The 23,810-nt window shown below is 38.5% G+C and carries 24 protein-coding genes; 6 read left to right on the forward strand and 18 right to left on the reverse strand.

Translation table 11 applies throughout. The features are described 5' to 3' along the window. Positions 1-21: 21 nt before the first annotated feature. The 6 genes from ACRPLQ_RS12650 to ACRPLQ_RS12675 all read right to left on the reverse strand — a co-directional run bounded on the left by ACRPLQ_RS12650 (position 22) and on the right by ACRPLQ_RS12675 (position 7,022). Entirely contained in the window at positions 22-684 is a 663-nt protein-coding gene (locus tag ACRPLQ_RS12650; RefSeq protein WP_028414113.1) for a potassium channel family protein, read from the reverse strand. Positions 685-833: 149 nt separating this feature from the next. Then, positions 834-2,639: an ABC transporter ATP-binding protein gene (locus ACRPLQ_RS12655; protein ID WP_028414114.1), complete on the reverse strand. Its 1,806-nt coding sequence runs from the start codon at positions 2,637-2,639 to the stop codon at positions 834-836. Between the two features lie 15 nt (positions 2,640-2,654). Then, positions 2,655-4,391, reverse strand: a complete 1,737-nt coding sequence (locus tag ACRPLQ_RS12660) for an ABC transporter ATP-binding protein (protein WP_033578405.1) — start codon at positions 4,389-4,391, stop codon at positions 2,655-2,657. A gap of 449 nt (positions 4,392-4,840) precedes the next feature. Continuing rightward, positions 4,841-5,737 (reverse strand): phosphogluconate dehydrogenase (NAD(+)-dependent, decarboxylating), encoded by an 897-nt coding sequence (gnd, locus tag ACRPLQ_RS12665; protein WP_025749395.1) that lies wholly within the window; start codon positions 5,735-5,737, stop codon positions 4,841-4,843. Positions 5,738-5,924: 187 nt separating this feature from the next. Beyond that, a complete protein-coding gene (locus ACRPLQ_RS12670; RefSeq protein ID WP_028414116.1) occupies positions 5,925-6,371 on the reverse strand; it encodes a TlpA family protein disulfide reductase in 447 nt (148 codons plus the stop codon). Positions 6,372-6,473: 102 nt separating this feature from the next. Continuing rightward, positions 6,474-7,022, reverse strand: a complete 549-nt coding sequence (locus tag ACRPLQ_RS12675; RefSeq protein WP_014461006.1) for a peroxiredoxin — start codon at positions 7,020-7,022, stop codon at positions 6,474-6,476. Positions 7,023-7,378: 356 nt separating this feature from the next. On the opposite strand from ACRPLQ_RS12675, the gene ACRPLQ_RS12680 reads away from it, so the two are divergent. Next, positions 7,379-8,242 (forward strand): mechanosensitive ion channel family protein, encoded by an 864-nt coding sequence (locus ACRPLQ_RS12680; RefSeq protein ID WP_071276184.1) that lies wholly within the window; start codon positions 7,379-7,381, stop codon positions 8,240-8,242. A 35-nt stretch (positions 8,243-8,277) separates the two neighbouring features. Here ACRPLQ_RS12680 and ACRPLQ_RS12685 read toward each other — a convergent pair whose 3' ends face one another. The 6 genes from ACRPLQ_RS12685 to ACRPLQ_RS12710 form a co-directional block, all read right to left on the reverse strand. Continuing rightward, complete coding sequence (locus ACRPLQ_RS12685) at positions 8,278-8,523, reverse strand: YkuS family protein (protein WP_013056040.1); 246 nt, start codon at positions 8,521-8,523, stop codon at positions 8,278-8,280. Positions 8,524-8,579: 56 nt separating this feature from the next. Then, positions 8,580-9,707 carry an N-acetyldiaminopimelate deacetylase gene (locus ACRPLQ_RS12690; RefSeq protein WP_165635680.1) on the reverse strand — a complete coding sequence of 376 codons (1,128 nt, stop codon included), beginning with the start codon at positions 9,705-9,707 and terminating at the stop codon, positions 8,580-8,582. 144 nt (positions 9,708-9,851) lie between these two features. Next, positions 9,852-10,571, reverse strand: coding sequence for a 2,3,4,5-tetrahydropyridine-2,6-dicarboxylate N-acetyltransferase (gene dapD / locus ACRPLQ_RS12695; RefSeq protein WP_098112880.1), 720 nt, complete (start codon positions 10,569-10,571; stop codon positions 9,852-9,854). Between the two features lie 129 nt (positions 10,572-10,700). Next, positions 10,701-11,579 (reverse strand): LysR family transcriptional regulator, encoded by an 879-nt coding sequence (locus tag ACRPLQ_RS12700; protein ID WP_013056037.1) that lies wholly within the window; start codon positions 11,577-11,579, stop codon positions 10,701-10,703. 99 nt (positions 11,580-11,678) lie between these two features. Further along, positions 11,679-12,134: a cyclic-di-AMP-binding protein CbpB gene (gene cbpB, locus ACRPLQ_RS12705; protein ID WP_013056036.1), complete on the reverse strand. Its 456-nt coding sequence runs from the start codon at positions 12,132-12,134 to the stop codon at positions 11,679-11,681. Positions 12,135-12,516: 382 nt separating this feature from the next. Continuing rightward, a complete protein-coding gene (locus ACRPLQ_RS12710; RefSeq protein ID WP_013056035.1) occupies positions 12,517-12,753 on the reverse strand; it encodes a YkuJ family protein in 237 nt (78 codons plus the stop codon). Between the two features lie 280 nt (positions 12,754-13,033). On the opposite strand from ACRPLQ_RS12710, the gene ACRPLQ_RS12715 reads away from it, so the two are divergent. Next, positions 13,034-13,270, forward strand: a complete 237-nt coding sequence (locus tag ACRPLQ_RS12715) for a glutaredoxin domain-containing protein (RefSeq protein WP_013056034.1) — start codon at positions 13,034-13,036, stop codon at positions 13,268-13,270. A 29-nt stretch (positions 13,271-13,299) separates the two neighbouring features. Here ACRPLQ_RS12715 and ACRPLQ_RS12720 read toward each other — a convergent pair whose 3' ends face one another. The 3 genes from ACRPLQ_RS12720 to fadH all read right to left on the reverse strand — a co-directional run bounded on the left by ACRPLQ_RS12720 (position 13,300) and on the right by fadH (position 16,020). Next, entirely contained in the window at positions 13,300-13,782 is a 483-nt protein-coding gene (locus ACRPLQ_RS12720) for a DUF3993 domain-containing protein (RefSeq protein WP_033578404.1), read from the reverse strand. Between the two features lie 156 nt (positions 13,783-13,938). After that, positions 13,939-15,150, reverse strand: a complete 1,212-nt coding sequence (locus tag ACRPLQ_RS12725; RefSeq protein ID WP_013056032.1) for an EAL domain-containing protein — start codon at positions 15,148-15,150, stop codon at positions 13,939-13,941. Positions 15,151-15,255: 105 nt separating this feature from the next. Next, positions 15,256-16,020, reverse strand: a complete 765-nt coding sequence (gene fadH / locus ACRPLQ_RS12730; protein WP_028414119.1) for a 2,4-dienoyl-CoA reductase — start codon at positions 16,018-16,020, stop codon at positions 15,256-15,258. Between the two features lie 171 nt (positions 16,021-16,191). Here fadH and ACRPLQ_RS12735 point away from each other — a divergent pair, with 171 nt between their 5' ends. Continuing rightward, positions 16,192-17,058 carry a metallophosphoesterase gene (locus ACRPLQ_RS12735; RefSeq protein ID WP_013082275.1) on the forward strand — a complete coding sequence of 289 codons (867 nt, stop codon included), beginning with the start codon at positions 16,192-16,194 and terminating at the stop codon, positions 17,056-17,058. Positions 17,059-17,204: 146 nt separating this feature from the next. Next, positions 17,205-17,543 (forward strand): hypothetical protein, encoded by a 339-nt coding sequence (locus tag ACRPLQ_RS12740; RefSeq protein ID WP_014461015.1) that lies wholly within the window; start codon positions 17,205-17,207, stop codon positions 17,541-17,543. Positions 17,544-17,582: 39 nt separating this feature from the next. Here the strand turns inward: ACRPLQ_RS12740 and ACRPLQ_RS12745 are convergent, their stop codons facing one another. Both ACRPLQ_RS12745 and ACRPLQ_RS12750 read right to left on the reverse strand, forming a co-directional pair. After that, positions 17,583-19,706: an RNA degradosome polyphosphate kinase gene (locus tag ACRPLQ_RS12745; RefSeq protein WP_165635679.1), complete on the reverse strand. Its 2,124-nt coding sequence runs from the start codon at positions 19,704-19,706 to the stop codon at positions 17,583-17,585. Between the two features lie 73 nt (positions 19,707-19,779). Beyond that, the gene (locus tag ACRPLQ_RS12750) at positions 19,780-21,306 is read right to left on the reverse strand and encodes a Ppx/GppA family phosphatase (protein WP_165635678.1); all 1,527 of its coding nucleotides are present in this window, start codon (positions 21,304-21,306) and stop codon (positions 19,780-19,782) included. A gap of 102 nt (positions 21,307-21,408) precedes the next feature. On the opposite strand from ACRPLQ_RS12750, the gene ACRPLQ_RS12755 reads away from it, so the two are divergent. Further along, positions 21,409-21,921, forward strand: coding sequence for a L,D-transpeptidase family protein (locus ACRPLQ_RS12755; protein WP_028414122.1), 513 nt, complete (start codon positions 21,409-21,411; stop codon positions 21,919-21,921). A 261-nt stretch (positions 21,922-22,182) separates the two neighbouring features. Continuing rightward, positions 22,183-22,650 (forward strand): YkyB family protein, encoded by a 468-nt coding sequence (locus tag ACRPLQ_RS12760; RefSeq protein ID WP_013056025.1) that lies wholly within the window; start codon positions 22,183-22,185, stop codon positions 22,648-22,650. Positions 22,651-22,700: 50 nt separating this feature from the next. On the opposite strand, the gene ACRPLQ_RS12765 is transcribed toward ACRPLQ_RS12760, so the two are convergent. Further along, positions 22,701-23,606, reverse strand: a complete 906-nt coding sequence (locus tag ACRPLQ_RS12765) for a chemotaxis protein (RefSeq protein ID WP_048020021.1) — start codon at positions 23,604-23,606, stop codon at positions 22,701-22,703. Positions 23,607-23,810: the final 204 nt, after the last annotated feature.

The raw sequence follows: 23,810 nt of genomic DNA on the forward strand, positions 1-23,810 counted from the left end.
AATTGCATCTGCTCTTTTTTATTAGGAACTGGCAAATTTATTTTCGAAGCGGTTGATATCTGCGTCTGCTCCAATAACAATCAACACGTCTCCTTCTTGTATCGTTTCGGACGCCTGAGGAGAAACGATGATATCTCGATCACGCTTAATGGCTACAATGTTAATACCATATTTCGCACGAATGTCTAACTCAATCAGCGTATTGCCAGCCATTCTTTTGCTTGCTACTAATTCGACAATGCTGTGTTCTTCAGATAGCTCCAAATAATCCAGCACGCTGTTTGAAATCATGTTATTGGCAATTCTTCGTCCCATATCTCGTTCGGGATGCACGATAAAATTGGCGCCAATTTTTGATAATACTTTGGCATGATAATCATTTTGCGCTTTTACCGTTATTTTTTCAACCCCCAGCTCTTTTAGTATAAGGGTCGTCAAAATACTTGCCTGAATATTGTCGCCAATAGCTACGATAACGTGATCAAAATTACGAATTCCTAAACTTTTTAGAACCCCTTCATCCATTGAATCGCCTACTACTGCATGCGAAGCAACGTTAGCATACTCATTTACCTTTTCTTCATCAATGTCAATCGCCAGAACTTCCATTCCTTGATCGCTTAATGTTTTACAAATACTTCCACCAAATCTACCTAATCCGATGACTGCAAATTCTTTTTTCATTTGAATTCCTCCATTATGTACAGGAAAAAATCTGAACTACCGTTATTTTACCACAATTCTTTTGTATCAACCTCATTTTCCCGTTAACAACGCTTATATGTCTTTACTATTTCTCATAGAAAAACAGAAGGATCAGCTCCTTCTGTTTTTTAAGCTGTAGCATGGGTTTGAACAAGGTAATAATATACGCCTTTTTGCTGCATAAGTTCCCCGTGATTGCCTGTTTCAATAATGCTTCCGTGGTCTAACACAATGATGTTATCTGCTTCTCGTATAGTCGATAGCCGATGAGCAATCATGATGGCCGTTCTGTTATTTAACAGCGTTTTAAGCGCTTGTTGAATCTTCACTTCTGTTTCTGTATCGATGCTTGCTGTCGCTTCATCTAAAATAATAATACGAGGATCAGCCAACAGCGTTCGAGCAAATGAAATCAATTGACGCTCTCCCACCGATAAAACGTTTCCTCGCTCTTCTACTTCCGTATCATAGCCTTTTTTCAGACGCTTTATAAAATCTGCAGCCCCTACCGCTTCTGCGGCCTTAATCACTTCATCATCGGTAGCATCCGGTTTTCCAAACCGAATATTCTCCGTGATGGTTCCTGAAAAAATAAAGGTTTCTTGCAGCACAATACTAATTTGTGCTCGTAAACTCGCTAACGTAATATCTTGAATAGGCATATTATCAATTAAAATCTGCCCTTTGTTCACATCATAAAAACGTGTGATTAAATTAGCAATGGACGTTTTTCCAGATCCAGTATGCCCCACTAAAGCAACCGTCTGTCCTTCTTTTATTTCAATTGATACGTTGTTTAGAGCTTTACGCTTCCCATCATAAGAAAATGAGACGTGCTTGAACTCAACTTTCCCCTTCATATTCTCTAAAGACGTAGCGGTTTCCAAATCTGCGACGAGAGGTTTTTCATCTAGAAATTCAAAAATGCGCTCGGATGAAGCCATTCCCATTAATAATTGATTGTACACTTGCCCTAAACGAGAAATCGGTTCCCAAAACATCCCGAGATAAAAAGCAAATGATACAAAAATACCAATTGTTAGCCGCTCATCTTGAATAAGTGCAGCACCGAACCAAATTAAAATGGCCGTTCCGACAGCATTTGTGAGTTCTACAAACGGTCGAAACATGGCATTTTTTCGAGTAGCTTGCCTCCAGCTCTCGTAATTTTCACTGTTTATGCGATCAAAAAACAGCATATTTTCTTGTTCTTGAGCAAATGATTGAGTAACGCGAATGCCTTGAATACTCTCATTTAAATGTGAATTTAATACTGACTGCTTCATACGAACAACTTGCCATGACCGGCGGATTCTTCTTCTCAGCTTTGTAGAAATCAAAAACATAATCGGTAAAATGACTAAAACAGCACATGTCAAAGCAGGACTGAGAGAAAATAATATAACCACAATTCCCACTAACAATAAGAGGTCCATAAATAGGTTAACTACCCCGTTCGTAAATAAATCTTGAAGAGAGTTAATATCATTCATAATCCTTACAAGAATAGAGCCTCCTGAACGCGTATCAAAAAACCGGTGCGACAGCCCTTGAACATGCGTAAATAAATGTTTTCTTAAATCATATATCACGTGCTGCCCGAGTTGATTCATCCATTTAATCCGAAAGACATTCGCAATATAAGATAGGATATACAAGCTAAAAATGATGAAAACTAACTGCATGAGCAGCGTGCTATTCTTATCTTTTACAGCATGATCAAGCGTATAGACACCTATCAAAATAGGAATAGCGAGTCTAATGACCGTCGTGATAATGACCATAAGAAACGAGAAAGGAAGCAAGTTTTTTCGATATGGATGAAGATAACGAAACAAGCGGGCCATTTGCTTCCAGTTAAACGTCTTATCAATGATTTGATCTGTTTGATAATAAAAGCGCTCTCGCACAACTTTATTTTTTTCGCCTGCCATTCTATTCCTCCCCTGTTATACGTTCATCACCGACGTACTGCTTTCATATTGAATGTCGTAAATGTTTTTATAAATCCCTTGCTTTTGAATGAGCGTTTCGTGGCTTCCTCTCTCTTTTATACGACCTTCATGTAAGACCAAGATTTCATCGGCATGTCGCAAAGAAGAAAGGCGGTGCGCGATAATAAACGTCGTACGATTTTTCATCACTTCTTTTAAAGCCAATTGAATTTCTCTTTCTGTTTTCATATCAACGGCACTGGTGGCATCATCTAATACTAGAATACTAGGATTTAAGATAAGCGCTCGTGCAATCGCAATACGCTGCTTTTGCCCGCCTGATAACCCCAGTCCTCTCTCTCCCAGCATCGTATCATATCCATCTGGAAGCTCCATAATAAAATCATGCGCCTGCGCTCGTTTTGCAGCATCAATAATGTCTTCTCTAGAAATACCCGGCACGCCATAAGAGATGTTGGTTCCTATGCTGCTTGAGAACAAAAACGTTTCTTGAAGTACAAAGCTAATTTCTTTCCGAAGAACAGAGAGCGGATACTCTTTAATCGGACGATGGTTAACTAAGATCTGTCCTGAAGTCGGTTCATAAAACCTCGTGAGCAGCTGTGTTAAGCTTGTTTTGCCGGCTCCAGTTGCACCGATTAAACCTACTACTTTCCCTTTAGAAGCAGAAAACGATATGTTCTCAAGCGATTTTTTATCCTCGTTTGGATAGGATAAGCTAACATGCTGAAACTCGACCGTTCCATTAATAGAGAAACTTCCGGCATGCTCATGGACTTTTTCTTCTTCTTCTAAAATTTCTAGCAGCCTTTCACCTGAAGCTTTAGACTGTGAAAACATATTGATAACAAACCCTAGATTCATAATAGGCCACATTAAATAAGAGGTTAAGCTAAAGAAAGCAACAAGCTCTCCAGGACGTACGCTTCCGTTCATAACAAGCGCTCCTCCGTAAGCAAGGAGACCAACAATAGATAAATTCCCTATAAACTCCATTAAGGGGAAATAAGTTGCCCACACATTCGCTGTTTCAATGTTTCGATTTTTATAAACTCCGTTGGAATCGTTAAATTTAGAGGTTTGAAATTTTTCTCTTGATAATGATTTGACCGTCTGTATGCCGCTTATATTTTCTTGAACATTTGTATTAAGTTCTCCAAACGATTGGCGAATTAAGCGAAACGCTGGATGAACGCGTTTATCAAAACGATAAACAGCTACCCCCAAAAAAGGCAGCAGGCAGATTGTGACAAGAGTGAGTGAAATAGAGTAATAGAACATAACGGAAAAGCTGGCAGTAAGTAAAATGACGAAGCGAATTAATTCTGAGAAGCCAAAAGATAGAAAAAAACGAAATCCTTCTACATCAGCTGTCAACCTGGACATCAAGTCCCCTGTTTTAGCATTGTCATAATAAGAAAACGGTAAATACTGAAGTTTGCGGTAAAGTTTATTGCGAAGAGTATACACGGACTTAATTCCAAATAAGTCGCCGTAATATTGCTGAATATATGTAAAGATTCCTTTGATGATCATCAGTCCAATAAAAATAAATGCTACATTATCGACTAGCTGATATTGTTTTCCTAACACGATATGATCAATCGTATATTGCAGCACAATAGGGTAAATCACAGTGATGGAGGTTACAAATAACAAGCAAATAGCAGAATAAAAAAAGTACATTCGGTACGGCAAATAAAAATCTTTTAGTTTTTTAAACGTTCCCATATACCCCGTCCTTTCCCTTAGCTAAGATGTGGCACACATATTTAAATATATCGGTTCCCGAAATAAATTACCATAATTTTTAGATATTTTTTCAAAAAAAGGTAAATAGTCATAAAAAAGAGGTCGGGATATAGCTAAATGAATCCAATCTAAAGAAGAACAAATGGAATACATGAGTTGAACTGCTTGTGATACCGCAGTTGATTTCCGTGCAAGACTTCGCTTTCCGCGGGCGGGCGCTGAGCCTCCTCGTCGCTTGCGCTCCTGTGGGGTCTCATCTGTTCCGCTTTTCCCGCAGGAGTCTTCGTCTTGCCCTCCAATTAACTTCTAGAGAGACCTAAATAGACGAAACCTATTCACTATAACAAAAAAACGAACCACCAATCAATACGTTGATTAGTGGTTCGTTTTTCACTTGGACTAAAATACTTTTGTCCCCGCTTCTTTTTTTATTGTTTTTCTACTGCATGTCCACCGAACTCATTGCGAAGAGCCGCTACTACTTTACCTGTAAACGTATCATCTTCAAGTGAGCGATAGCGCATCATTAAAGATAAAGCAATAACTGGCGTTGGCACTTGTAAATCTAAAGCTGATTCAACCGTCCATTTCCCTTCACCGGAAGAATGCATAACTCCTTTAATACTGTCAAGTTTTGCGTCTTTTGAAAATGCACGTTCCATTAATTCGATTAACCATGAGCGAATAACAGAGCCATTGTTCCATACGCGGGCTACAGCTTCGTAGTCATAGTCAAATTCACTTTTCTCTAACACATCAAAACCTTCAGCAATTGCTTGCATCATGCCGTACTCAATTCCGTTATGAACCATTTTCAAGAAGTGACCGCTTCCTGCTGCACCTGAATAGAGATAGCCGTTTTCTACGTTGATGTCGCGGAAAATAGGTTCGATTGTAGCAAATGCTTCTTTATCTCCGCCAATCATCATACAAGCGCCGTTTCGGGCACCTTCCATTCCGCCGCTCGTTCCAACATCGAAGTAGTGAATTCCTTTTTCAGCAGAAGCTGCAGCACGTCGTACGGAATCTTTATACTTAGAATTACCGCCTTCGATAATCATATCTCCTTCTTCAAGTAATTCTTGAAGCTCAGAAATTACTTTTTCTGTGAGCTCTCCGGCTGGAACCATTACCCAAGCAATGCGTGGTTTTTCTAATTTGCTTACTAATTCTTGAATGGAAGAAGCGCCTTCTGCTCCCTTTTCTGATACTTTCTGTACGGCTTCGTTGTTCACATCGAATGCTACCACAGAATGGTTATGATCTAGTAAATTCAATACTAAGTTTGCTCCCATTTTCCCTAAGCCAATCATACCTAATTTCATATGTAAATTACCTCCAATAGTAAGTTTCGTATCATGTTGTTAGTGTTAGTATGGTGTAAACTCACAAGAAAAAATCCACATTTTTATATTTCCTTTATCAGTTACTTCCTACACACAAAAAAGAAAAACATTCGATGCAAGTTCTACTAAGCATCGAATGCTTTTCACCTGTTACAACTGCCTGTATTTATTCGTTCTCGCCTAATACACGATTCACGCGCTTTTCAAGCATTTTCATACCGCTTCCACCAGCTTGGAAGTGGCGTAGCTGACCTGTTTTGTCAAATACATAATATGCCGGTACATATTGATTTTCAAATGCATCCGTTAATTTATGTTCACTGTCTACAAAAATTGGCTGCGTAATATCGTGTTCTGCTGCTACTTCTTTAATTTTTGTTAAGTCTAAATCATCTTCAGAGCGCGGCATATGAACGGCTACTACGTTTAGTTGTTCTTTGTATTGGTCGCGAAATTCATTTACTTGAGGCATTGCTTCTTTACATAGATGACAGCTTACTGACCAAAAATGAATAAGCGTTGGCTTTTCGCCAATTAGCTGCTCTTTTGTAACCTCTCCGTTTAACCATTCTGTAGCGCCCGTTAACTCAGGCATTGGCTGACGTAATTTCATGAATAAAAGCCTCCCTTATTTTCACTATTATTAACTAAATGTTCTTTATTATCCGATGAAAAAAAGGCCTAACGTGGACGTTAGACCTTTTAAACGTTGTGCTTACGCGTTTAAAGTAGCTTGACCTGGTTTCCAGTTAGCTGGGCAAAGTCCGCCAGTTTGTAACGCTTGAAGAACACGTAAAGTTTCATCAACGTCACGGCCAATATTGTTGTGGTTTACAACTGAATATTGTAATTCGCCTTCTGGGCTGATGATGAATAAACCGCGAAGTGCTACACCTTCTTCTTCAATTAAAACGCCGTACTCACGAGAAACAACGTGATTTGTATCAGCTGCTAATGGATATTTAAGATCACCTAAACCATTATCTTTACGATCAGTGTTGATCCAAGCTAAGTGTGTATGGATTGTGTCTGTAGAAACACCGATTACTTCTGCGTCAAGATCTTCAAACTCATCATAACGGTCAGAAAGTGCAGTGATTTCTGTTGGACATACAAATGTAAAGTCCATTGGATAGAAGAATAATACTGTCCATTTGTCATTTTTAATATTTTCTTCTAAGCTAACTTTACCGAATTCTTTGTTTGATAATACAGCTTCCATTTCAAAGCGTGGAGCTTGTTTACCTACCATACGTTCTGGCATACATGATCCCTCCAAATAATTATTAAATGAGAAAATGTATAAAACATTCTCACTTATGTACTGTTATAACGGTTTTCATTATAATGGATATTGTTTTTTTAGTCAATATTAATTAAGAATGAATTTAAACAACACCTTATAATGGTAACATAGTTGTTATGCCCGCCTTGAGGGCAAATTAAACCCTGACTTTAGCAAAAAAATGCTATAAAAGGGTTGCATTTATTTACCTTCTCAGTTTAGCATGTCTAATATCGGGAATAAACAAATGTGCTCATACTCTTACAAAATCTTTTCCACAGAATAAATTCCCACTTAGTAATATTGAAACAGAACATAGGAAGGATGAACAACGAATGTTTAAGATGCAAGACATCAACTGGGAACAGCTTCTTACCAATGCTGGAGTTATTGTGTTAAAACTTATTGCCATTACTATCGTCTTTTTACTTGTACGAGCAATTGGTAAAAAAGTTATTGAACGTTCCTTTGAAAGAATGAGTGAGCGCGAAAACGCTACGCGCGGACGTATGCTCACACTCAAAAGTTTAACCGTTAATGTGTTTTCATATGTACTTATTTTTATTTTTGTCGTCATGCTGCTTGAAGCAGTAAATATCCATGCGACAGCTTTATTAGCTGGTGCCGGAGTTGTGGGTCTAGCAATCGGGTTCGGTGCTCAAGGACTGGTTAGCGACATTGTAACAGGTTTCTTTTTACTTCTTGAAAAACAGCTTGATGTTGACGACTATGTAACAACCGGAAGTTTTTCAGGAATTGTCGAATCAGTAGGTCTTCGCACTACTCAAATTCGCGGGTTTGATGGAACTTTACACTATGTGCCTAACCGTGAAATTACAAGCTTAAGCAATCATTCCCGAGGCAATATGCGCGCGTTGATTGATATTGGCATTTCGTATGATGATGATATTGACAAAGCAATTTCCGTACTAGAAAAAGTATGCGAGCGCGTTGCTGCAACAAATGAAAACATTGTAGAAGGACCAAGCGTAATAGGAGTTCAAGGTCTAGGCGCGTCGGACGTTGTGCTTCGTGTAGTTGGCAAAGCTAAAAACGGTGAGCAGTGGGGGGTTGAACGTCAGCTTCGCAAAGAGTTTAAAGAAGCATTTGACGCAAACGGTATTGATATTCCGTTCCCTCATCAAGTAAATATTGATAAAAAGCAGCCTGAAGATGCCAAGCAGCCTCAGCATGCATAAAAAATAGCCGAAGGATTTGTTCCTTCGGCTTTCTTTTATCCTTGTACCTTGTTGCCTACTTGCTGACAAATTTCTTCTGCCGTTAATCCGCTAGCTGTAATAACTGAGCCTTGCGTTACTGCATCAGAAATCCCCATTACGTTTGAATCCTGTCCTGTTACAACACAGCAATCGCACCCTTGTGCATCACTTTCGTTGCGTAATTGTACCACTTCATGTCCGAGCTGCTGAAGTGCAGCCTGTACATCTGTTAAACCGTATTCTACACCAATTCGTGCCATCGTTGCCCACCTCCTCATGCTATTAATTTAGCCATAAGGAAAAATGATTATACGATTTATTGATTGCCTTTATGTTCAAAATATTTTGTAATGAGTGAAATCGCAGTATCTATTGCGCCTTCATGAGGCTGCAGCTTTGCATGATGAAGCCCATATTCAGACTGAACGCCAAGCCAAAACATAAATCCAGGAATATCTTTTAGCATATAGCCAAAATCTTCTCCTGTCATTGCTTCTTTGCACTCAATAACATCCACGTCCGTTTGCGCTTTGGCAAACTCCATAAACTCTCGCGTGACTTCATGGTGATTATATACTTGATGATACATACATCCATAATCAATGGCTGTTTCACACTGATACCCTACTTCTACTCCTTTAACAATCGCTTCAATTCGTTCTTTAACACGCTTCATTGATTCAGGAGATAGCGTGCGAATGGTTCCTTCTATGCGAGCTCGCTCCGCAATAATATTTTGAACCGTCCCCCCTTGAATTTTTCCTACTGTAATTACAGCGCTGTCTAGCGGATCAACGTTGCGAGCAACAATCGTTTGAAGCTGTGAAACGAGCTGACATGCAGCGACTACCATATCATTTGTTGTATGTGGATAAGCAGCATGACCGCCTTTTCCTTTTAAATCAATAAATAGCTCAGACGTGTTAGCAAATAGTAACCCTTCCTTCAGCGCAATCGACCCAACCGGATATTCAGGAGCTACGTGAAGGGCAAAGATGAAATCTGGAAGCCATTCTTTCATGATATCGCTTTGGAGCATTGGCTGTGCTCCTCCTGGACCTTCTTCTGCAGGCTGAAAGATGAACAGTACGTTATCTTTGATTTCATGCTGAGCAAAGTAAGTCAGTACGCCTAGCCCAATGGCCATATGCATATCATGTCCGCAGGCATGCATGAGTCCTTCATGCTGTGATTGAAAAGAATAATTCGTTTCTTCCGTGATAGGAAGACCGTCAATATCTGCTCGGTAGCCTATTGTTTTAGTTGGGTTTGTACCATGTACTTTAACAAAGAGTCCCGTTTTCCACGTCTTTACTTCTAAGCGCTCTTGCGGAAGAGTGTTAATATAATCAAGCAAAAAACGCTGTGTTTTCACCTCTTGAAACCCTAATTCAGGAATTTTATGTAGCTCTCTTCTTATTTTCACAAATTCATTTTCAGCCATGTGTATGTCCTCCTCACGAAATAAAGAAGAAAGCGTGGTTGCCCACGCTTCCAACTTGTCCATATGATACGTTTAAGGATTCAGTATCCCAATCGCTAAAACCTATTAATTCAGCAAAGAAAAAGCGCAAACTGATCGTTTTTCTTATTCTTCGTTTAATTGACGCAATTCTTGCTTGATTTCTGTTTTAGACTTTGTTTTTTCGTCAATTTCTTTAATAACGCGTGCTGGCGTACCTGCTACTACTGTGTAAGGAGCTACATCTTCGACCACAATTGCACCTGCAGCAACTACGGCACCTTTACCTACTGTTACCCCTTCAAGAACAACAGCATTAGCACCGATTACTACATCATCTTCTACTACAACTGGTTTTGCAGAAGGTGGCTCAATAACACCAGCTAATACAGAACCTGCGCCGATATGACAATTTTTACCTACTGTTGCACGACCACCAAGTACTACGTTCATGTCGATCATTGTTCCTTCACCGATTACAGAACCGATGTTAATCGATGCACCCATCATAATAACAGCGTTGTCGCCGATTTCAACTTGATCGCGAATAATAGCGCCCGGCTCAATACGGGCTTTAATTCCTTTCATATCTAATAAAGGAATCGCAGAGTTGCGGCGATCGTTTTCAATTACGTAGTCTTCAATTTTTCCTTCGTTTGCTTCAATAGCAGCTTTGATGTCTTTCCATTCACCAAATACTACACCTGTGTTGCCCGTTACAAATGTTTTAGAAGATGAACCAAAGTCAATTCCTTCTACTTCACCTTTTACGTAAACTTTTACCGGTGTTGATTTTGTACTGTTTTGAATAAATGAGATAATCTCATTAGCATCCATCATTTTCATTATGTATTCCTCCTAAGTAAGCAATGTCTCATTTAATGTAACAAAATGCTTTCACAATGACAAGCATCATTATCGTTTTAATAAAAAGATAACGATTGCAAATAAAAAAAGCGAGCACCTGAGCTCGCTTTAGACCGTTTCTCTTACGTATTCACGTACAATATCAACAAATGCTCGAACTTGCTTCAGTTTAAACGCTGATTCATATCCAACTAAAGAAGTGTCTCGTGTAATTGGCTCGCCATTTGCTTTTAGAAGCGGCGTCCGATGAATATGGCTTCCAGCTTCTTTGATAGCAATCGATGGTAAAATAGCGAAACCAAGACCATTTAAAGCCATTTGTTTACACGTCTCAATCTGATCCACTACAATCGTACGCTTCGGTGTAGTATGAAACTCTCGATGCCACCATTCTAAAATTTCTTGATAATACGTTGAGTCACTTTTAAATTGAATAAATGGTCGATGAGTATTTACTACTTCCGCTGCCCTTTCAATTTCTGAATCAACTAGGTAAAGAGGATCTGTAAACAAATGTTCTTTGACGCCTTTCCAATCCGGATTTCCGCGTATGATTCCAATATGTACCTCATCTTCGTACAGATAGCGAAGCATTTCACTGCTCCAGCCGGTTACAAGAGAGATTTTAGCATGTGGGTAACGATCCATATAGCGTTTTAACACCGCCGGCAGCCAGTGCTGTCCAATAATCGAAGCCACCGCTAATTTGAGTGTACCATATACTTCATTATCTAAATGATGCAAGTCCTCGCGAACCCGATCTTCTTTTTCTACTACTTCTTTTGCAAATTGAACAATCTTTTCTCCAGCAGGCGTTAATGACAGTCCTTTTTGCGAACGAATGAAGATTTGTGTATCCCATGCTTTTTCAATGGTTTGCAGCCTCTGTGATAAAGCTGGTTGCGATACAAATAATCTCTCTGCAGCTTTTCTCATATTTAATTCTTGAGCTAATACAACGAGCATTCGACATTCTATTAATTGCATTCAGTTATTCCTTTCAAGCCTCTTTTTACTTTCATTTTACCTTTATCATATAAGAAAAAAACGGAGAAAGATAGGCTGAAACACGATTTCTTAAAAAAATTATTGAAATGACTCTTTCGGGAGAATGATGGACTGCCTTCTTAATGACTTTAACAAATTTCTTCGCGTTAAAATCCCTTCAAAAATACCATCTTCATTCTCTACGCACAAAAAAGGATGGTTAATCATGGCATTTATGACTTTTAATACGGATTTTTTCATGGAGACACGAGGAACATTTTGATTCATAACTTCTTCTACTTTCATGGTTTCTAATCGTTCAAATTCAATGCGCTTTAACCCTAAAATCGAATCTAAAATAAGCGTCATGCTCACGAACCCCTGCAGCTGAAACCTTGGATTTAATACGGGAATGGACGTATAGCCAGTCTTTGTTAACACAAGCAAAGCATGTTCTAAATTATTTCCCACTTGAACATGAGCAACTTTATCAGAAGTGACAAGCAAATCTCGAAGTTCAATTTGATTTAACTGATTGTGATCAATATCAATCATTTATACATTCTCCTTCCATTTCTCATAACTTCCACGTGTGTAAAGAGAAAAAGAACAAGCTACAAAATGAAAATAGCTTGCTTACGTAAATGCGAACCTTTAAGAGGGAATAGAAGCAGACACACTCGATGTTCTCCCTTATATGTTAAGTCTAGATTTTTTTAAAACAAGTGTCAACGAAAGTTCATAATTATCTGAATTTTTTATTTTGCTTTTTTTACAGCATTCGACCCTTTCCTTCCATTTATCAGAAAATCCGCTATCACTTTGTCGGTATTTCTCGGGAAAATAGGACAGAAGCCACCGCAAAAACTCCATACGCAGTAACAAAAAAATGCCGCAAAGTATAAAATCCTTTGCGGCATTCGTTTTGCTTTATCCCTTAATGAATAAGTTCAAAAATTTCAATTGCAATCATATCAACGTTATCAAATTGATAAACAGCTGGCTTTTCACCATCTTGATATACTTCAAGTTCGTATGTTTCAGTTTTTGCATGATATTTCACGCTGCAAATTCTTTTTCCCTCTACTTCGAAGAAGCGTTGTGGCGCTTCACTTCCACTTGCTTGCTCACGGAGATTCACAAGACGAGTTAAAATACCTTGTAATTGTGACATATAATCTCTCCTTTCACCTATTACATCATTACGCATTCGACTTTTCTACAATATCAATTCAAATAAGTACTTTATCTAAACTAATACTTAAAAGACACCATTTCACTATATGCCACATACTAAAAAAACACAAGTACTTTACGTGATTTTTCATAAGAAAATGCCTTATTATAGCGATATATGTCGTTTTTTATTATAATAACATAGCGATATACTATGTATCATCCAAAACTTCATTCTACTTTAACACCATTCATTTTGATATAGGGAGGTGCTTTCATTGAGATCTATAGAGCTGTACACACAACCAGCTTGCCCACCTTGCGAAATTGTTAAACAGTTTTTACAGCATCACCACGTTTCCTATAAAGAATTTGACGTATCTAAAGATGCTTCTGCTCGAAAACGAATGACTACTGAGTTAGAGTCTTATTCCACTCCGACTATTCGTGTTGATCAGGAAATTATCAGAGGGTTTGACCTTCAAGCGCTTGAGAAGCTTCTGAACATTGGGTAACAGAAACACTCAAAATAAGCTTTTCTCGGCTATTTTGAGTGTTTCTTACTATATATAAGCTTTTGCACCTTCCATTTCCCCTGTTTTTTTACTAAAGTGATCATTTCATAATGATCTTGGTATTTTACTCGTTCATTATGCACAGCCGGAAAAAATTGATAGACATAAGCTTTGTTTTGGTCGGAATGAAGAGCTACCTTCGTCTGTTCATCGAAAGAAAAGAAAGGGATGTAGTGTGTTAAATATTCAGGTCCCTCTCCGACATATCCTTGAGCTTTTTGTAAGAGAGCCTCATTAAAAAATACGGATGCATACTCATCATCTAAAAATAATTTCAGCTCACGAGCAGCATCTTGATTAGCATGGGCAGACGCAGCTCTTAGCTGAGCCTGATAAGCGTCCTGCAAATTTATAAAGATTTCATGCCTAATCTCTCCTGACACTTCTGCATGAACAGATTTTCCTGAGTACAAGATCATCATCAAAAAGACAAGTAAGCATATTTTCTTCAAATTAACTCAGCTCCTTCGCTTCTTTTTTATTAGAATTCCGAAATTTCCCCTGCCTATGCATATCTCTATAACCGACTGTCGTTCCCCTCTAAAAAAACATAAAAAACCGGCAACCACTTTTGCTGATTGCCGGTTTAACTTCAACTTATATATTCTCTACAAAACGTCTCTTTCATATAAAAAAGAATATGAAATATCAAGGAATATATAGTGCATATTATCAATCGGATACGAAAAAGTCCGGATATTCTCACCTGTTTCAATATCATTATACAAATCTGATAATATGCCTTTTTTTTCATAGCTCATTCGAATAATATTCTCAAGAAAATATGGGCGCCAGCTCCAATTTTTCTTTACATATTCAGGCTCAAGAATCCAATCCTCGTTTTTCTTTACATAGTTAGAAGACTTTTGAAATCCATTTTCATCGCAGATGTAAAGGCGAAAACACACGTTGGATAGTTCTTCTGCAATAACAGGCAGCATATCGTCATACGTTTCTAGCTTTCTGCACTTTGTCATTACCTGCTGCATTTTATCTTGAAAGCGTTCCGTCAGCTGGTAAACAGCAAGCAGCTTTTTCTTTTCATGAGCGATATACATTTCGAAACGTTCCTTTAGTTTATCCTTTAAGATGTTCGGATCGACAAGTTCAGCAGCCGGCTTATGCAAATAATAACCTTGAAAATATCTGCCTCCGTTTCTCCATGCATACTGCAGCTGATAGGAGGCTTCTATATCTTCATATAGAAGCGTAGCACCCATTTTTCTTGCTAAAAGAGATAAAGAATACAATACGTCTTGATACGACTGCGCCATGTCCGTTTGTCTTAGAATATGTAAATCTACTTTTAAGATATCTGGTGACAGCAACCCAATTCTGTCTAGATTACTACTTTCTTTTCCTATATTATCAATTGCAATCTTAATACCATATGTTTGATAATACTTTAGTAAGTGTTGAAGCGATTCCAAATCTCCACTAAAATTGTGTTCTGTAATTTCGAGAACAATTCGATCAAGCGATAATCCTTTATTTTCGAAAAGTTGCAATAATTCTAGCAAGGATTCTCCATGATCGTTCATTAATAAATTAGGGTTCTGATTAATAAAAATTAAAAATTGTTCTTCCTGGGTCAACATATGCTCGAGCGCTTGTGTTAAAACAGCATAATCAACTTCTATGCGATATTCATCCGGAATCGCATCATCATGAAAGAATGGGCCGAGACTTTCAATTTCCCCTTCATTTTGAAACCTCGCCAACACTTCATAGCCAATTACTCTGTGTCCATCTGCACTAAAAATTGCTTGATAATACGGAAGAGTTTTCTCTATGTTTGTTAATACATCTAACGGGTCCACTCAACTCTCCCCTCTCCTTGTTCACTTTACGTTAGTATAATACGAATAGCATAATTTTGCTAGTCCTTCTAGGTTTGCTTTGTACTTTTTAGTGCGTATCCAACCTTAAAAAGGATGCTGATTTAGCCACTGTCCCCCGTCCATTGTGATGCATTCCCCATTGATATAAGATGCTTCATCGGAGAATAAGAAACTAGCTAATCCTGCTATTTCCTCAGGAGTTCCAAGGCGTCCTAATGGTACAGAATTCAATGTACGCGCTTTCATTTTTTCTGACTCAAATAACTTATCGGCTCCTCCTGTTCGCTCGATCGGCCCCGGCGCAATCGCATTCACCCGTATACCGTATTTCTTTCCCCACTCTACTGCGAGCGTGCGCGTCATGGTTAAAACTCCTGACTTGGCACAAGCTGAATGAATAACACCTGCTCCTGCGTTCCACGCATATGTAGCCACAATGTTTGTAATGGCTCCTTTTGTACCTTTATCGATCCAATATTTCCCTACTGCGGAACTGCAATAAAATGTACCATTTAATACAATATTAATTACGCTGTTCCATCCGTTAACGGATAAGTCTTCAGCTGCACATATAAAATTCCCTGCAGCATTATTAACTAAAAAATCAATTTGTCCAAATGCCTTGTCTGTTTCTTGAACCATTCGTTCCACATCTTCTGGATTGCGTACATCCATCACCACGGAAAGTACCTGTCCATCAAACGTTTTAATTTCCTTTTCTGTCTCTTGTAATCGATCGGCTGACCTACCTGTGATTACCACATGAGCACCTTGTTCTGCAAATCGCTTCGCCATATGTTTTCCCATTCCACTTGAACCGCCAGTAACAATTACGACCTTGTTCTTCAATTTATCTTCCTCCCCAAAACATAAGTGTTTTACAACTATTATTTTACTATTTTTTCTGAATAAAGTGAAACTTTTATCTATTTAACTTAAAAGCAGACTTCTCGTTGTGATGATAAAAAAAACAATGCTATAATGAAAACTTGAAAACTATAAGGAATAGGTTGATTTTGCATGAAAAAGACGTATACAAGACGATCTTTTTTGAAAGGACTAGCGTCTATTTCGTTAGGGTCTTTGCTCACCACGTCTTTTGGGTATACATATGCCAAATATATTGAGCCTAGACGTCTGCAAATTGTTCGTCATACAATTACTTCTAAAAACATTCCGAAAAGCTTTAACGGAATAAAAATTTTACAATTTAGTGATATTCACCTTGGACTCTCTTATGATTTATTACAACTTGAACAGCTTATGGTAACCATAAATAATTTGAAGCCTACTATTATATTATTTACTGGAGATTTAATGGATGTACCTAATGAATACCCGCATCCAGAAAGAATTCCCCCGATTTTACAGAGGCTTCAGGCTCCTCTTGGAAAATACGCAATATATGGAAACCATGATCATGGAGGGTATGGAACAAATATCTACAAACAAGCCATTGAAGACGCAGGATTTAGACTTCTAGTAAATGAAGTTGACACGGTTTCCATGCCCGATAAAAGCTACATTCATATTTGTGGACTCGATGATATTATGCTTGGGAATCCACAATATGAGGGAACGCTAGGACAATTACAGCCGGATATCTTTTCTATTGCTATGATTCATGAACCTGACGTTGCTGTCAAAGCAGCTCCTTTTCCAGTGGATCTTCAGCTCTCCGGCCACAGTCATGGAGGCCAAATTCAAATTCCTTTTTACGGTCCTTTGATTACACCGCCCTTTGGGACGGTTTACCCTGAAGGAATGTACGAAGTTGGAGATTCTAAAATGAAGCTTTATGTGAATAGAGGCTTAGGAACCACGCGCATTCCTTTTCGTTTTTTAGCTACGCCTGAAATTACGCTTTTCACCTTGCAATCAACATAAAAACGCCCTTACAGGGCGTTTTTATGTTTTTTTGTCTTTTTTTAGCTGATCATGACCGCCTAATTCTAGTCTTAAAGAAATAAACCAGGCTCAAAAACTTCCGTTCAGCCATACACTACAAAGACAACTGACAAGGAGGTTAAATTATGTACTATCAATATCCCTATACAGGATATCGTAATATTCCAAATGGTGACGAGCGCTTTTTTGGATTTCCTTTTGTTGCTGGCTTAGCTGGTGGGCTGCTTGGCGGACTAGCTGTTGGCGGCTTTGGAGGCAGACCTGGGTGCTGTCCACCACCTTATCCTTATCCCGTTCCGTTTTACGGCGGTGGATTTCCTGGAGGAGGCTACCCTGGTGCCGGCTTTGGAGGCGTTGGATTTTCTGGAGGAGGCTACCCTGGTGCCGGTTATGGAGGCGGTGCTCCTGTTTATAACACATACTACGGACCTGGATACGGTCCTGGTGGTCCCATTCCTAGATAATAACATGACTAAAAAGCCGAGCACTCGGCTTTTTTTGTATTATTCTTGATCGTCGCAAAGAGCATATTGACAAAAGATCTCTTGACTATTGATAGAGAGCTCATGTTCTTTTTTTATGACGTAATGATAATTCCCTTCTTGATCTTGTTCTCGTGCTTTTACATTATCAGCAAGCATAACTTCAAGCCACTTCCACACTTTTTTTTTCAAATGTGTATCCAAGACAGGAAATAAAATTTCTACTCGTTTCACCATATTTCTTGTCATCATATCTGCAGATGAAAAGAAAAACTTTTCCTGTTTATTATGATGAAAATAATAAATTCGGCTATGTTCTAAAAATCGTCCCACAATGCTTCTTACTCTTATATTCTCGCTAACGCCTTGAATTTGAGGGCGCAAGCAGCACGCTCCTCTAACAATGAGTTCGATTGTCACACCCGCTATAGAAGCTTCATATAGCTTCATAATTAAAATTTTATCTGTCAATGAGTTCATTTTCCCAATGATTCTTCCATTGCCATACCGTCTGTGATACTGTATTTCCTGATCAATGAGATGCAAAAAATCGTTTCTTATATCAAATGGTGCAACGGATAAATGATGATATACTGGTTTTTGCGTATAGCCACTTAAGTAATTAAAAAAATTGGCCGCATCTATCCCGATGTTTTGGTTGACAGTAAAAAGACTTATATCCGTATAGATCTTTGCCGTCGCATCGTTGTAATTCCCAGTACCAAGATGAACAAATCGCTTAATATGCTCTCCTTCTCTTCTCACCACGAGCGTAATTTTACCATGCGTTTTTAAATGCGTCATTCCATATATCACGTGGCATCCTGCCCGCTCTAACTCTTTAGCCCATTGCACATTATTCTCTTCATCAAACCTTGCTTTTAGTTCAACTAGTACCGTCACTTGTTTACCTTTTGCAGCCGCTCGTTTTAATGCTTTAATAACGGGAGAATCTCCACTTACCCTATATAACGTTTGCTTAATAGCAAGCACATTTTCATCGTCTGCTGCACAGTTAACAAAGTCAAGCACCGGCTTAAACGATTCATAAGGATGGTGAAGCAAAATGTCTCTTTGAATCATTTGATCGAAAACATTTTGATCCGGGTGTAACTGTGTTGTAACCTTAGGAATAAAGGCTTTTTCAGCGAGCTCTTCATGGGTAGATTTAAGTAATCTATAAAACGAAAACAAACTGGTTAAATCCAACTGTTCTTTGATCTCATACACATCTTCATCGTCAATTTCAAGGACTGACTTTAAATACGCTAGTACACCCTGATCGTATGGACTCTTAATCTCAAGCCGAACAGCCGCTCCCCATTTTCGCTTCTGCAACTCTTCTTCAATCTCTTTTAATAAATCTTGAGCGTCTTCTTCGTGAATAGTCATATCTGCGTTGCGGGTAATTCGAAATTGAGAAACGGAAGAAACGCAGTATCCCTTAAACAACTTTTTAATAAAATAGGCAATCACATCCTCTAGCAATACAAATAGACGGGTAGAATCTGACGTAGCTATTTCAATATAGCGCGTTAGCATCGAAGGTACTTGAACGATGGCTAGTCTTCCTTTTATCTCGGCAATTTGCTGCTCATCATTTAACTTTTCTGAAAGGACAACTGCTAAGTTCAAGCTTTTATTCATCAACATAGGAAACGGCCGGTATGTATCAATAGCCATAGGAGTTAATACGGGAAAGATTTGCTCGTCAAAATACTGTTCAAGCTTATCTAGATTTGATTTCTCCAGCTTTTCAACCGAAATGATTTCCACACCGTATTTCTGTAATTCGGGAAGAAGTGTGTGAATATACGTATCATACCGCTGCTTGACAAGCTCGTGGTTTTGTTTGGAGATAGAGAATAACTGCTGTGTAGGAGTTAAGCCTGCTTTGTTTTCGGGTTTGTTAAATCCAGCCTTCACCTGATCTTTTAACCCCGCTACCCGAATCATAAAAAACTCATCCAGATTCGAACTGAAAATCCCTAGAAATTTAAATCGCTCAAGCAAAGGGTTTTTCGTATCTACAGCTTCTTCCAGCACCCGCTTGTTAAAGGCCAGCCAGCTCAATTCACGATTATTGTAATAAGCTGAATCAGCCACTTGTATGGTTTGCTTATAAGTGCGATTACTTTCTAACATTAGCCTCACCTTCCAGGATAATGAATTTAATCTAGTTAGCTATACTGAATATTCTAACCGATCCAGCGTTATTCTAAAGCTTAGTAAATTCAAGAACAATATTTTTTTTTACTACTTTTTCTAGATGCTTTTTCTGTTTTTCAGCCTGATATTGTTCAGGAAGAAAGGTTTTTGTACATAATAGTTTAATCGTCACTGTGTTTTCATCGCTTTTCACATCAATATGTTGAACAACATTTCGCTTTGTTGCATGTAAGCCATCAGCTATTTTTAAAAGTGCACCGAGCAGCTGAACTTTTTTTTGTTCGTCTTTTGTTAACCACTTTTTAAAAGGAGCAACATATTGCCTAAAAGAAGACTTCCCTTTATATGAAGAAACAAGTGCCAGCTTTAAACGTTCTCTATGTGAAATTCCATCTATTGTACGATTAGCAAGCACATAAAACGTATGCTGGCTGCTTGATTCTGCATCAATATACTTTCCTATATCATACACTTGCGCAGCTTTTATAAGAAGCGCTAAGTCATCCTCTTTTAACTCAACCGGTCCCTGCTCCCTAAGATGCTGAAACATCATACTAGCTGTGCGCGTAAGCTGTTTGACGTAATCTTTACTTACTTCAAACTCTTCCATTATTTCTTGAAAACTTTGCTGTATGACATCGGGGTACATTGGCTGGATATTAGCATCAGATGCTTCTTTAAATAACAGCCCTTCTCTCAAGCCTTTGCGGCTTAGGATGAAGCGAGTCGCGTTCACTGTTTCATATACTGATTGAAATACTTCAATCGCTAGCAAAATTGTATCTGCACGATCGTTTGACAAGCGGTCTAGCTTTTGAAGATTGTGATAAGACAATGAGCCTATAGCAGATTTCACATGCAATATATCAGCTAAATTCATTTCATATTGATGCAGCCCCGCGAGAGGATAGTGGATAAAACCTTGATGCAGTTGCACCATACTTCTTGCACTTCCTCCAATTGCTACAATCGGCACATGACGATTTAAAAGCCAAGGGACAGCATGGAAATGCCGGATCACGAAATCCCGGATTTTCGCTTTTTCTTCTGCAGTGGGAATATTGCCTTTGACGAACTGCAGACGTAGAGATAAGGCACCGAATGGAAAGCTGTGGTACTGCACTAACTCTCGATTGCGAAAATACGTAACTTCCGTACTTCCCCCGCCAATGTCAATTGTAATGGCTTCTTCGATCGAAGTGGAATGAATAACTGCAACAAAGCCGTAATACGCTTCTTCATATTCAGACAATAGTCGAATAGAAAAGCCCGTTTCTTTTTTTACAAGGGCTAGAACTTCTTTTGCATTAGTCGCTTGACGGATGGTAGCTGTGGCCACACAGGTAACGCGCAGCAGCTGATAATGCTTGGTAATAACTCCAAACGTTTTAAGCGTATCAAGCAAGGTATGTATTCCTTTAGCCGTTAACACTCCTTCTTTATCTAAATAATTTCGAATCCGTGCAGCTACTTTCACGTTTTCAATTTGCTTAAACCCTCTGCCTTTTTTGTATTCATAAATAACAAGGCGTATTGTATTTGAACCTATATCAATCAGTCCATGCTTATAAGTCAATGTAATTTCAACACCTTTTTCAAAATAACTTTAAAAAGTCACTTTTACTTTTTTCAATCGTATACTGTTACAGCATAGTCATATATCAAAGGAGCGAAGTTAATGAGATATATAGTAAAGCGCGGTGAAACCTGGCAAAGCGTTTCAGGTGACTACCGGATTCCGGTTGAAGACCTGTGGATGGCTAATCCTTTTGTAAGCCATCATGCGCTGAAGCCTGGGCAAGTAATCATCATTCCAAACCTCCCCGATAAAGAGCTCATTCCTTACACGATCCACGTGTTTATTGCTGAAAAACAGCTTGAATTACGAAGAAATAATATCATACAAAAAGTCTATCCCATTGCAGCAGGAAAAATGCTGAGCGCAACGCCTACTGGAGACTTTGTTATCGTTAACCGGGAACCAAACCCCGGGGGGCCTTTTGGTACAATGTGGCTAAGCTTGTCTAAAAAGTCATATGGCATTCACGGAACAAATGATCCAAGTTCTATTGGAAAAGCCGTATCCAAAGGATGCATTCGTATGTATAATGCCCAAGTAAATGAGCTAGCTCAAATTGTGCCAAATGGTACTGGTGTTTATATTCGACCCTCTCGACGAATGGCTCAATAGTTCGGGATTTACTAATCAATGATTGTTTAACTGTGCGAGCAGCATTTTTTAAAAATAGAAAGTATGGCGTGCTGTTCCACTTTACTTGTATAAGGAAGCGTAACAAAACAAACCCTATACATAGGAAATTTCATTAATTACCAAAATACTTCTTCGTGTAATTATTTTCAAATGGGACAAGACACGCTATAATGAACGTATCAGCTTTCACCTTTCACCTTATAGGTTGAACAGCTGATATGATAGAAAGGGAGTGAACGTATGTCTCAAGCAAATGGACAAGGCTCTTTGACCCCGTCTGTATCTGAGATTGCACAAGCTATTTTCACTGTAAATCGTCACGCAAAAGCTGCTCCTGATCCTAAGCAGTTATATACGTTAAAGAAAATTGCATTAGATCAACTAATTTTAGAAGGAAAAGCAAAAAAAGAAGGACTTCACTTTTCGCCAAACCCTGGTAAAAGTCAACAAAAATCAGATGTACTTGTATCAGTTGGAGACTACTTTTTCCATATGCCTCCAAAGAAAGAAGACTTCAAAGAGTTATCACACCTCGGCCATTTAAACCATCAGTATCGAAATCCCAAAACGACTATGTCATTATCTTATGCGAAGCGCTTATTATCTAAATATACGGGTCATCTCGTACAGCCGGCTAAAAGCCCTGTTTCGACTCCAAGAAAACGGCAAGCACCTGTGTTTAAACCGCTGGGTAAAAGTTATTTTTAAAAAAAGTGCCTGAAGTGGAGCAATCTGCTTCCAGGCACTTTTTTGTCTTCCTACAAAATATAGAGATCAATCAACTCAACAAGCTCTCCGATTTCAGGCTTACTTACTTGTCCTTCCGCTCCTACCATTTTTCCCTTGTGACGTAAATCTTCTGTGATAAGAGAAGAGAAAATAATAACTGGAAGGATAGAAAGCTGAGGATTTTCTTTCACTTTTTTAGTTAAATGATGTCCATCCATTTGCGGCATTTCTATATCTGTAATAAGCAGCTGGACTTGATCACTGATTTCCACTCCTTCATCGATCACCGAGCTTAGATAGTTCCATGCTTCCTCACCGTTCTCGAAAAATTCCGTGTTCTCATAACCTGCTTGTGCAAGAGTATCTTCAATCATTCGGCGCAGCAGCGGCGAGTCTTCAGCCACGACAATCTTTTTATTAGAACGTTCTCTAGCCCCTAGCTTTTTTATTTTCGACTGATTAATACCCGCATCAGGGTTCACATCAGAAATCAACTTTTCGAAGTCTAACAGCAGAAGCATTTGCCCGTTTAATTTTACCACTCCAGTAATCTGCGTTTCCAAACCTTGATACAAATCTGAAGGCTTCTCAATTTCTTTCCAAGAAATACGGTGAATTTGCGTTACTGCGTGTGTGTGAAAGACTATTTTTTGCTGATTGAACTCTGTGACGATTAACTTATCTTTTTCCGGCGTATTTGAAGGTTCCATTTTTAACGCTTTTGCTATGTCAACGACAGGAAGAACTTCTCCTCTTAGCTCTATAATACCTTCTATGTAAGAATGCGCATTTGGAACAGGTGTAATAGATACAGGATTAATAATCTCTCTAACTTTTACTACATTGATGCCAAATAAAACATTTCCTATCTCAAATTCGACAATTTCCAGTTCGTTTGTACCACTTTCTAACAGTATTCCTTTATCTTGATTCATATCACTTACTCCTCTCATCTCACCCGCTTATCTAATAGTCCATATTTCCTATTATAGTGACCGCCTCTTATATCCGTAAAGAAAAATTTTCTTATTTTATTATCCTTTTTCCCTAAAACATATACATAAAATATTGTTTTACGAATTAACAGAATATTATATACTATATAAAAACATGAGCGTTGATCCCTTTCGTCTTATCCT

This window comes from Priestia sp. TRN 1309 (assembly GCF_050846875.1).
GTDB lineage: Bacteria > Bacillota > Bacilli > Bacillales > Bacillaceae_H > Priestia > Priestia zanthoxyli.

Excerpts from the sequence above, each read along its gene's own strand:
- ACRPLQ_RS12650 (WP_028414113.1), bottom strand. The coding sequence starts at position 684 with ATGAAAAAAGAATTTGCAGTCATCGGATTAGGTAGATTTGGTGGAAGT.
- ACRPLQ_RS12655 (WP_028414114.1), bottom strand. The coding sequence starts at position 2,639 with ATGGCAGGCGAAAAAAATAAAGTTGTGCGAGAGCGCTTTTATTATCAA.
- ACRPLQ_RS12660 (WP_033578405.1), bottom strand. The coding sequence starts at position 4,391 with ATGGGAACGTTTAAAAAACTAAAAGATTTTTATTTGCCGTACCGAATG.
- gnd (WP_025749395.1), bottom strand. The coding sequence starts at position 5,737 with ATGAAATTAGGTATGATTGGCTTAGGGAAAATGGGAGCAAACTTAGTA.
- ACRPLQ_RS12670 (WP_028414116.1), bottom strand. The coding sequence starts at position 6,371 with ATGAAATTACGTCAGCCAATGCCTGAGTTAACGGGCGCTACAGAATGG.
- ACRPLQ_RS12675 (WP_014461006.1), bottom strand. The coding sequence starts at position 7,022 with ATGCCAGAACGTATGGTAGGTAAACAAGCTCCACGCTTTGAAATGGAA.
- ACRPLQ_RS12680 (WP_071276184.1), top strand. The coding sequence starts at position 7,379 with ATGTTTAAGATGCAAGACATCAACTGGGAACAGCTTCTTACCAATGCT.
- ACRPLQ_RS12685 (WP_013056040.1), bottom strand. The coding sequence starts at position 8,523 with ATGGCACGAATTGGTGTAGAATACGGTTTAACAGATGTACAGGCTGCA.
- ACRPLQ_RS12690 (WP_165635680.1), bottom strand. The coding sequence starts at position 9,707 with ATGGCTGAAAATGAATTTGTGAAAATAAGAAGAGAGCTACATAAAATT.
- dapD (WP_098112880.1), bottom strand. The coding sequence starts at position 10,571 with ATGAAAATGATGGATGCTAATGAGATTATCTCATTTATTCAAAACAGT.
- ACRPLQ_RS12700 (WP_013056037.1), bottom strand. The coding sequence starts at position 11,579 with ATGCAATTAATAGAATGTCGAATGCTCGTTGTATTAGCTCAAGAATTA.
- cbpB (WP_013056036.1), bottom strand. The coding sequence starts at position 12,134 with ATGATTGATATTGATCACAATCAGTTAAATCAAATTGAACTTCGAGAT.
- ACRPLQ_RS12710 (WP_013056035.1), bottom strand. The coding sequence starts at position 12,753 with ATGTCACAATTACAAGGTATTTTAACTCGTCTTGTGAATCTCCGTGAG.
- ACRPLQ_RS12735 (WP_013082275.1), top strand. The coding sequence starts at position 16,192 with ATGAAAAAGACGTATACAAGACGATCTTTTTTGAAAGGACTAGCGTCT.
- ACRPLQ_RS12740 (WP_014461015.1), top strand. The coding sequence starts at position 17,205 with ATGTACTATCAATATCCCTATACAGGATATCGTAATATTCCAAATGGT.
- ACRPLQ_RS12745 (WP_165635679.1), bottom strand. The coding sequence starts at position 19,706 with ATGTTAGAAAGTAATCGCACTTATAAGCAAACCATACAAGTGGCTGAT.
- ACRPLQ_RS12755 (WP_028414122.1), top strand. The coding sequence starts at position 21,409 with ATGAGATATATAGTAAAGCGCGGTGAAACCTGGCAAAGCGTTTCAGGT.
- ACRPLQ_RS12760 (WP_013056025.1), top strand. The coding sequence starts at position 22,183 with ATGTCTCAAGCAAATGGACAAGGCTCTTTGACCCCGTCTGTATCTGAG.
- ACRPLQ_RS12765 (WP_048020021.1), bottom strand. The coding sequence starts at position 23,606 with ATGAATCAAGATAAAGGAATACTGTTAGAAAGTGGTACAAACGAACTG.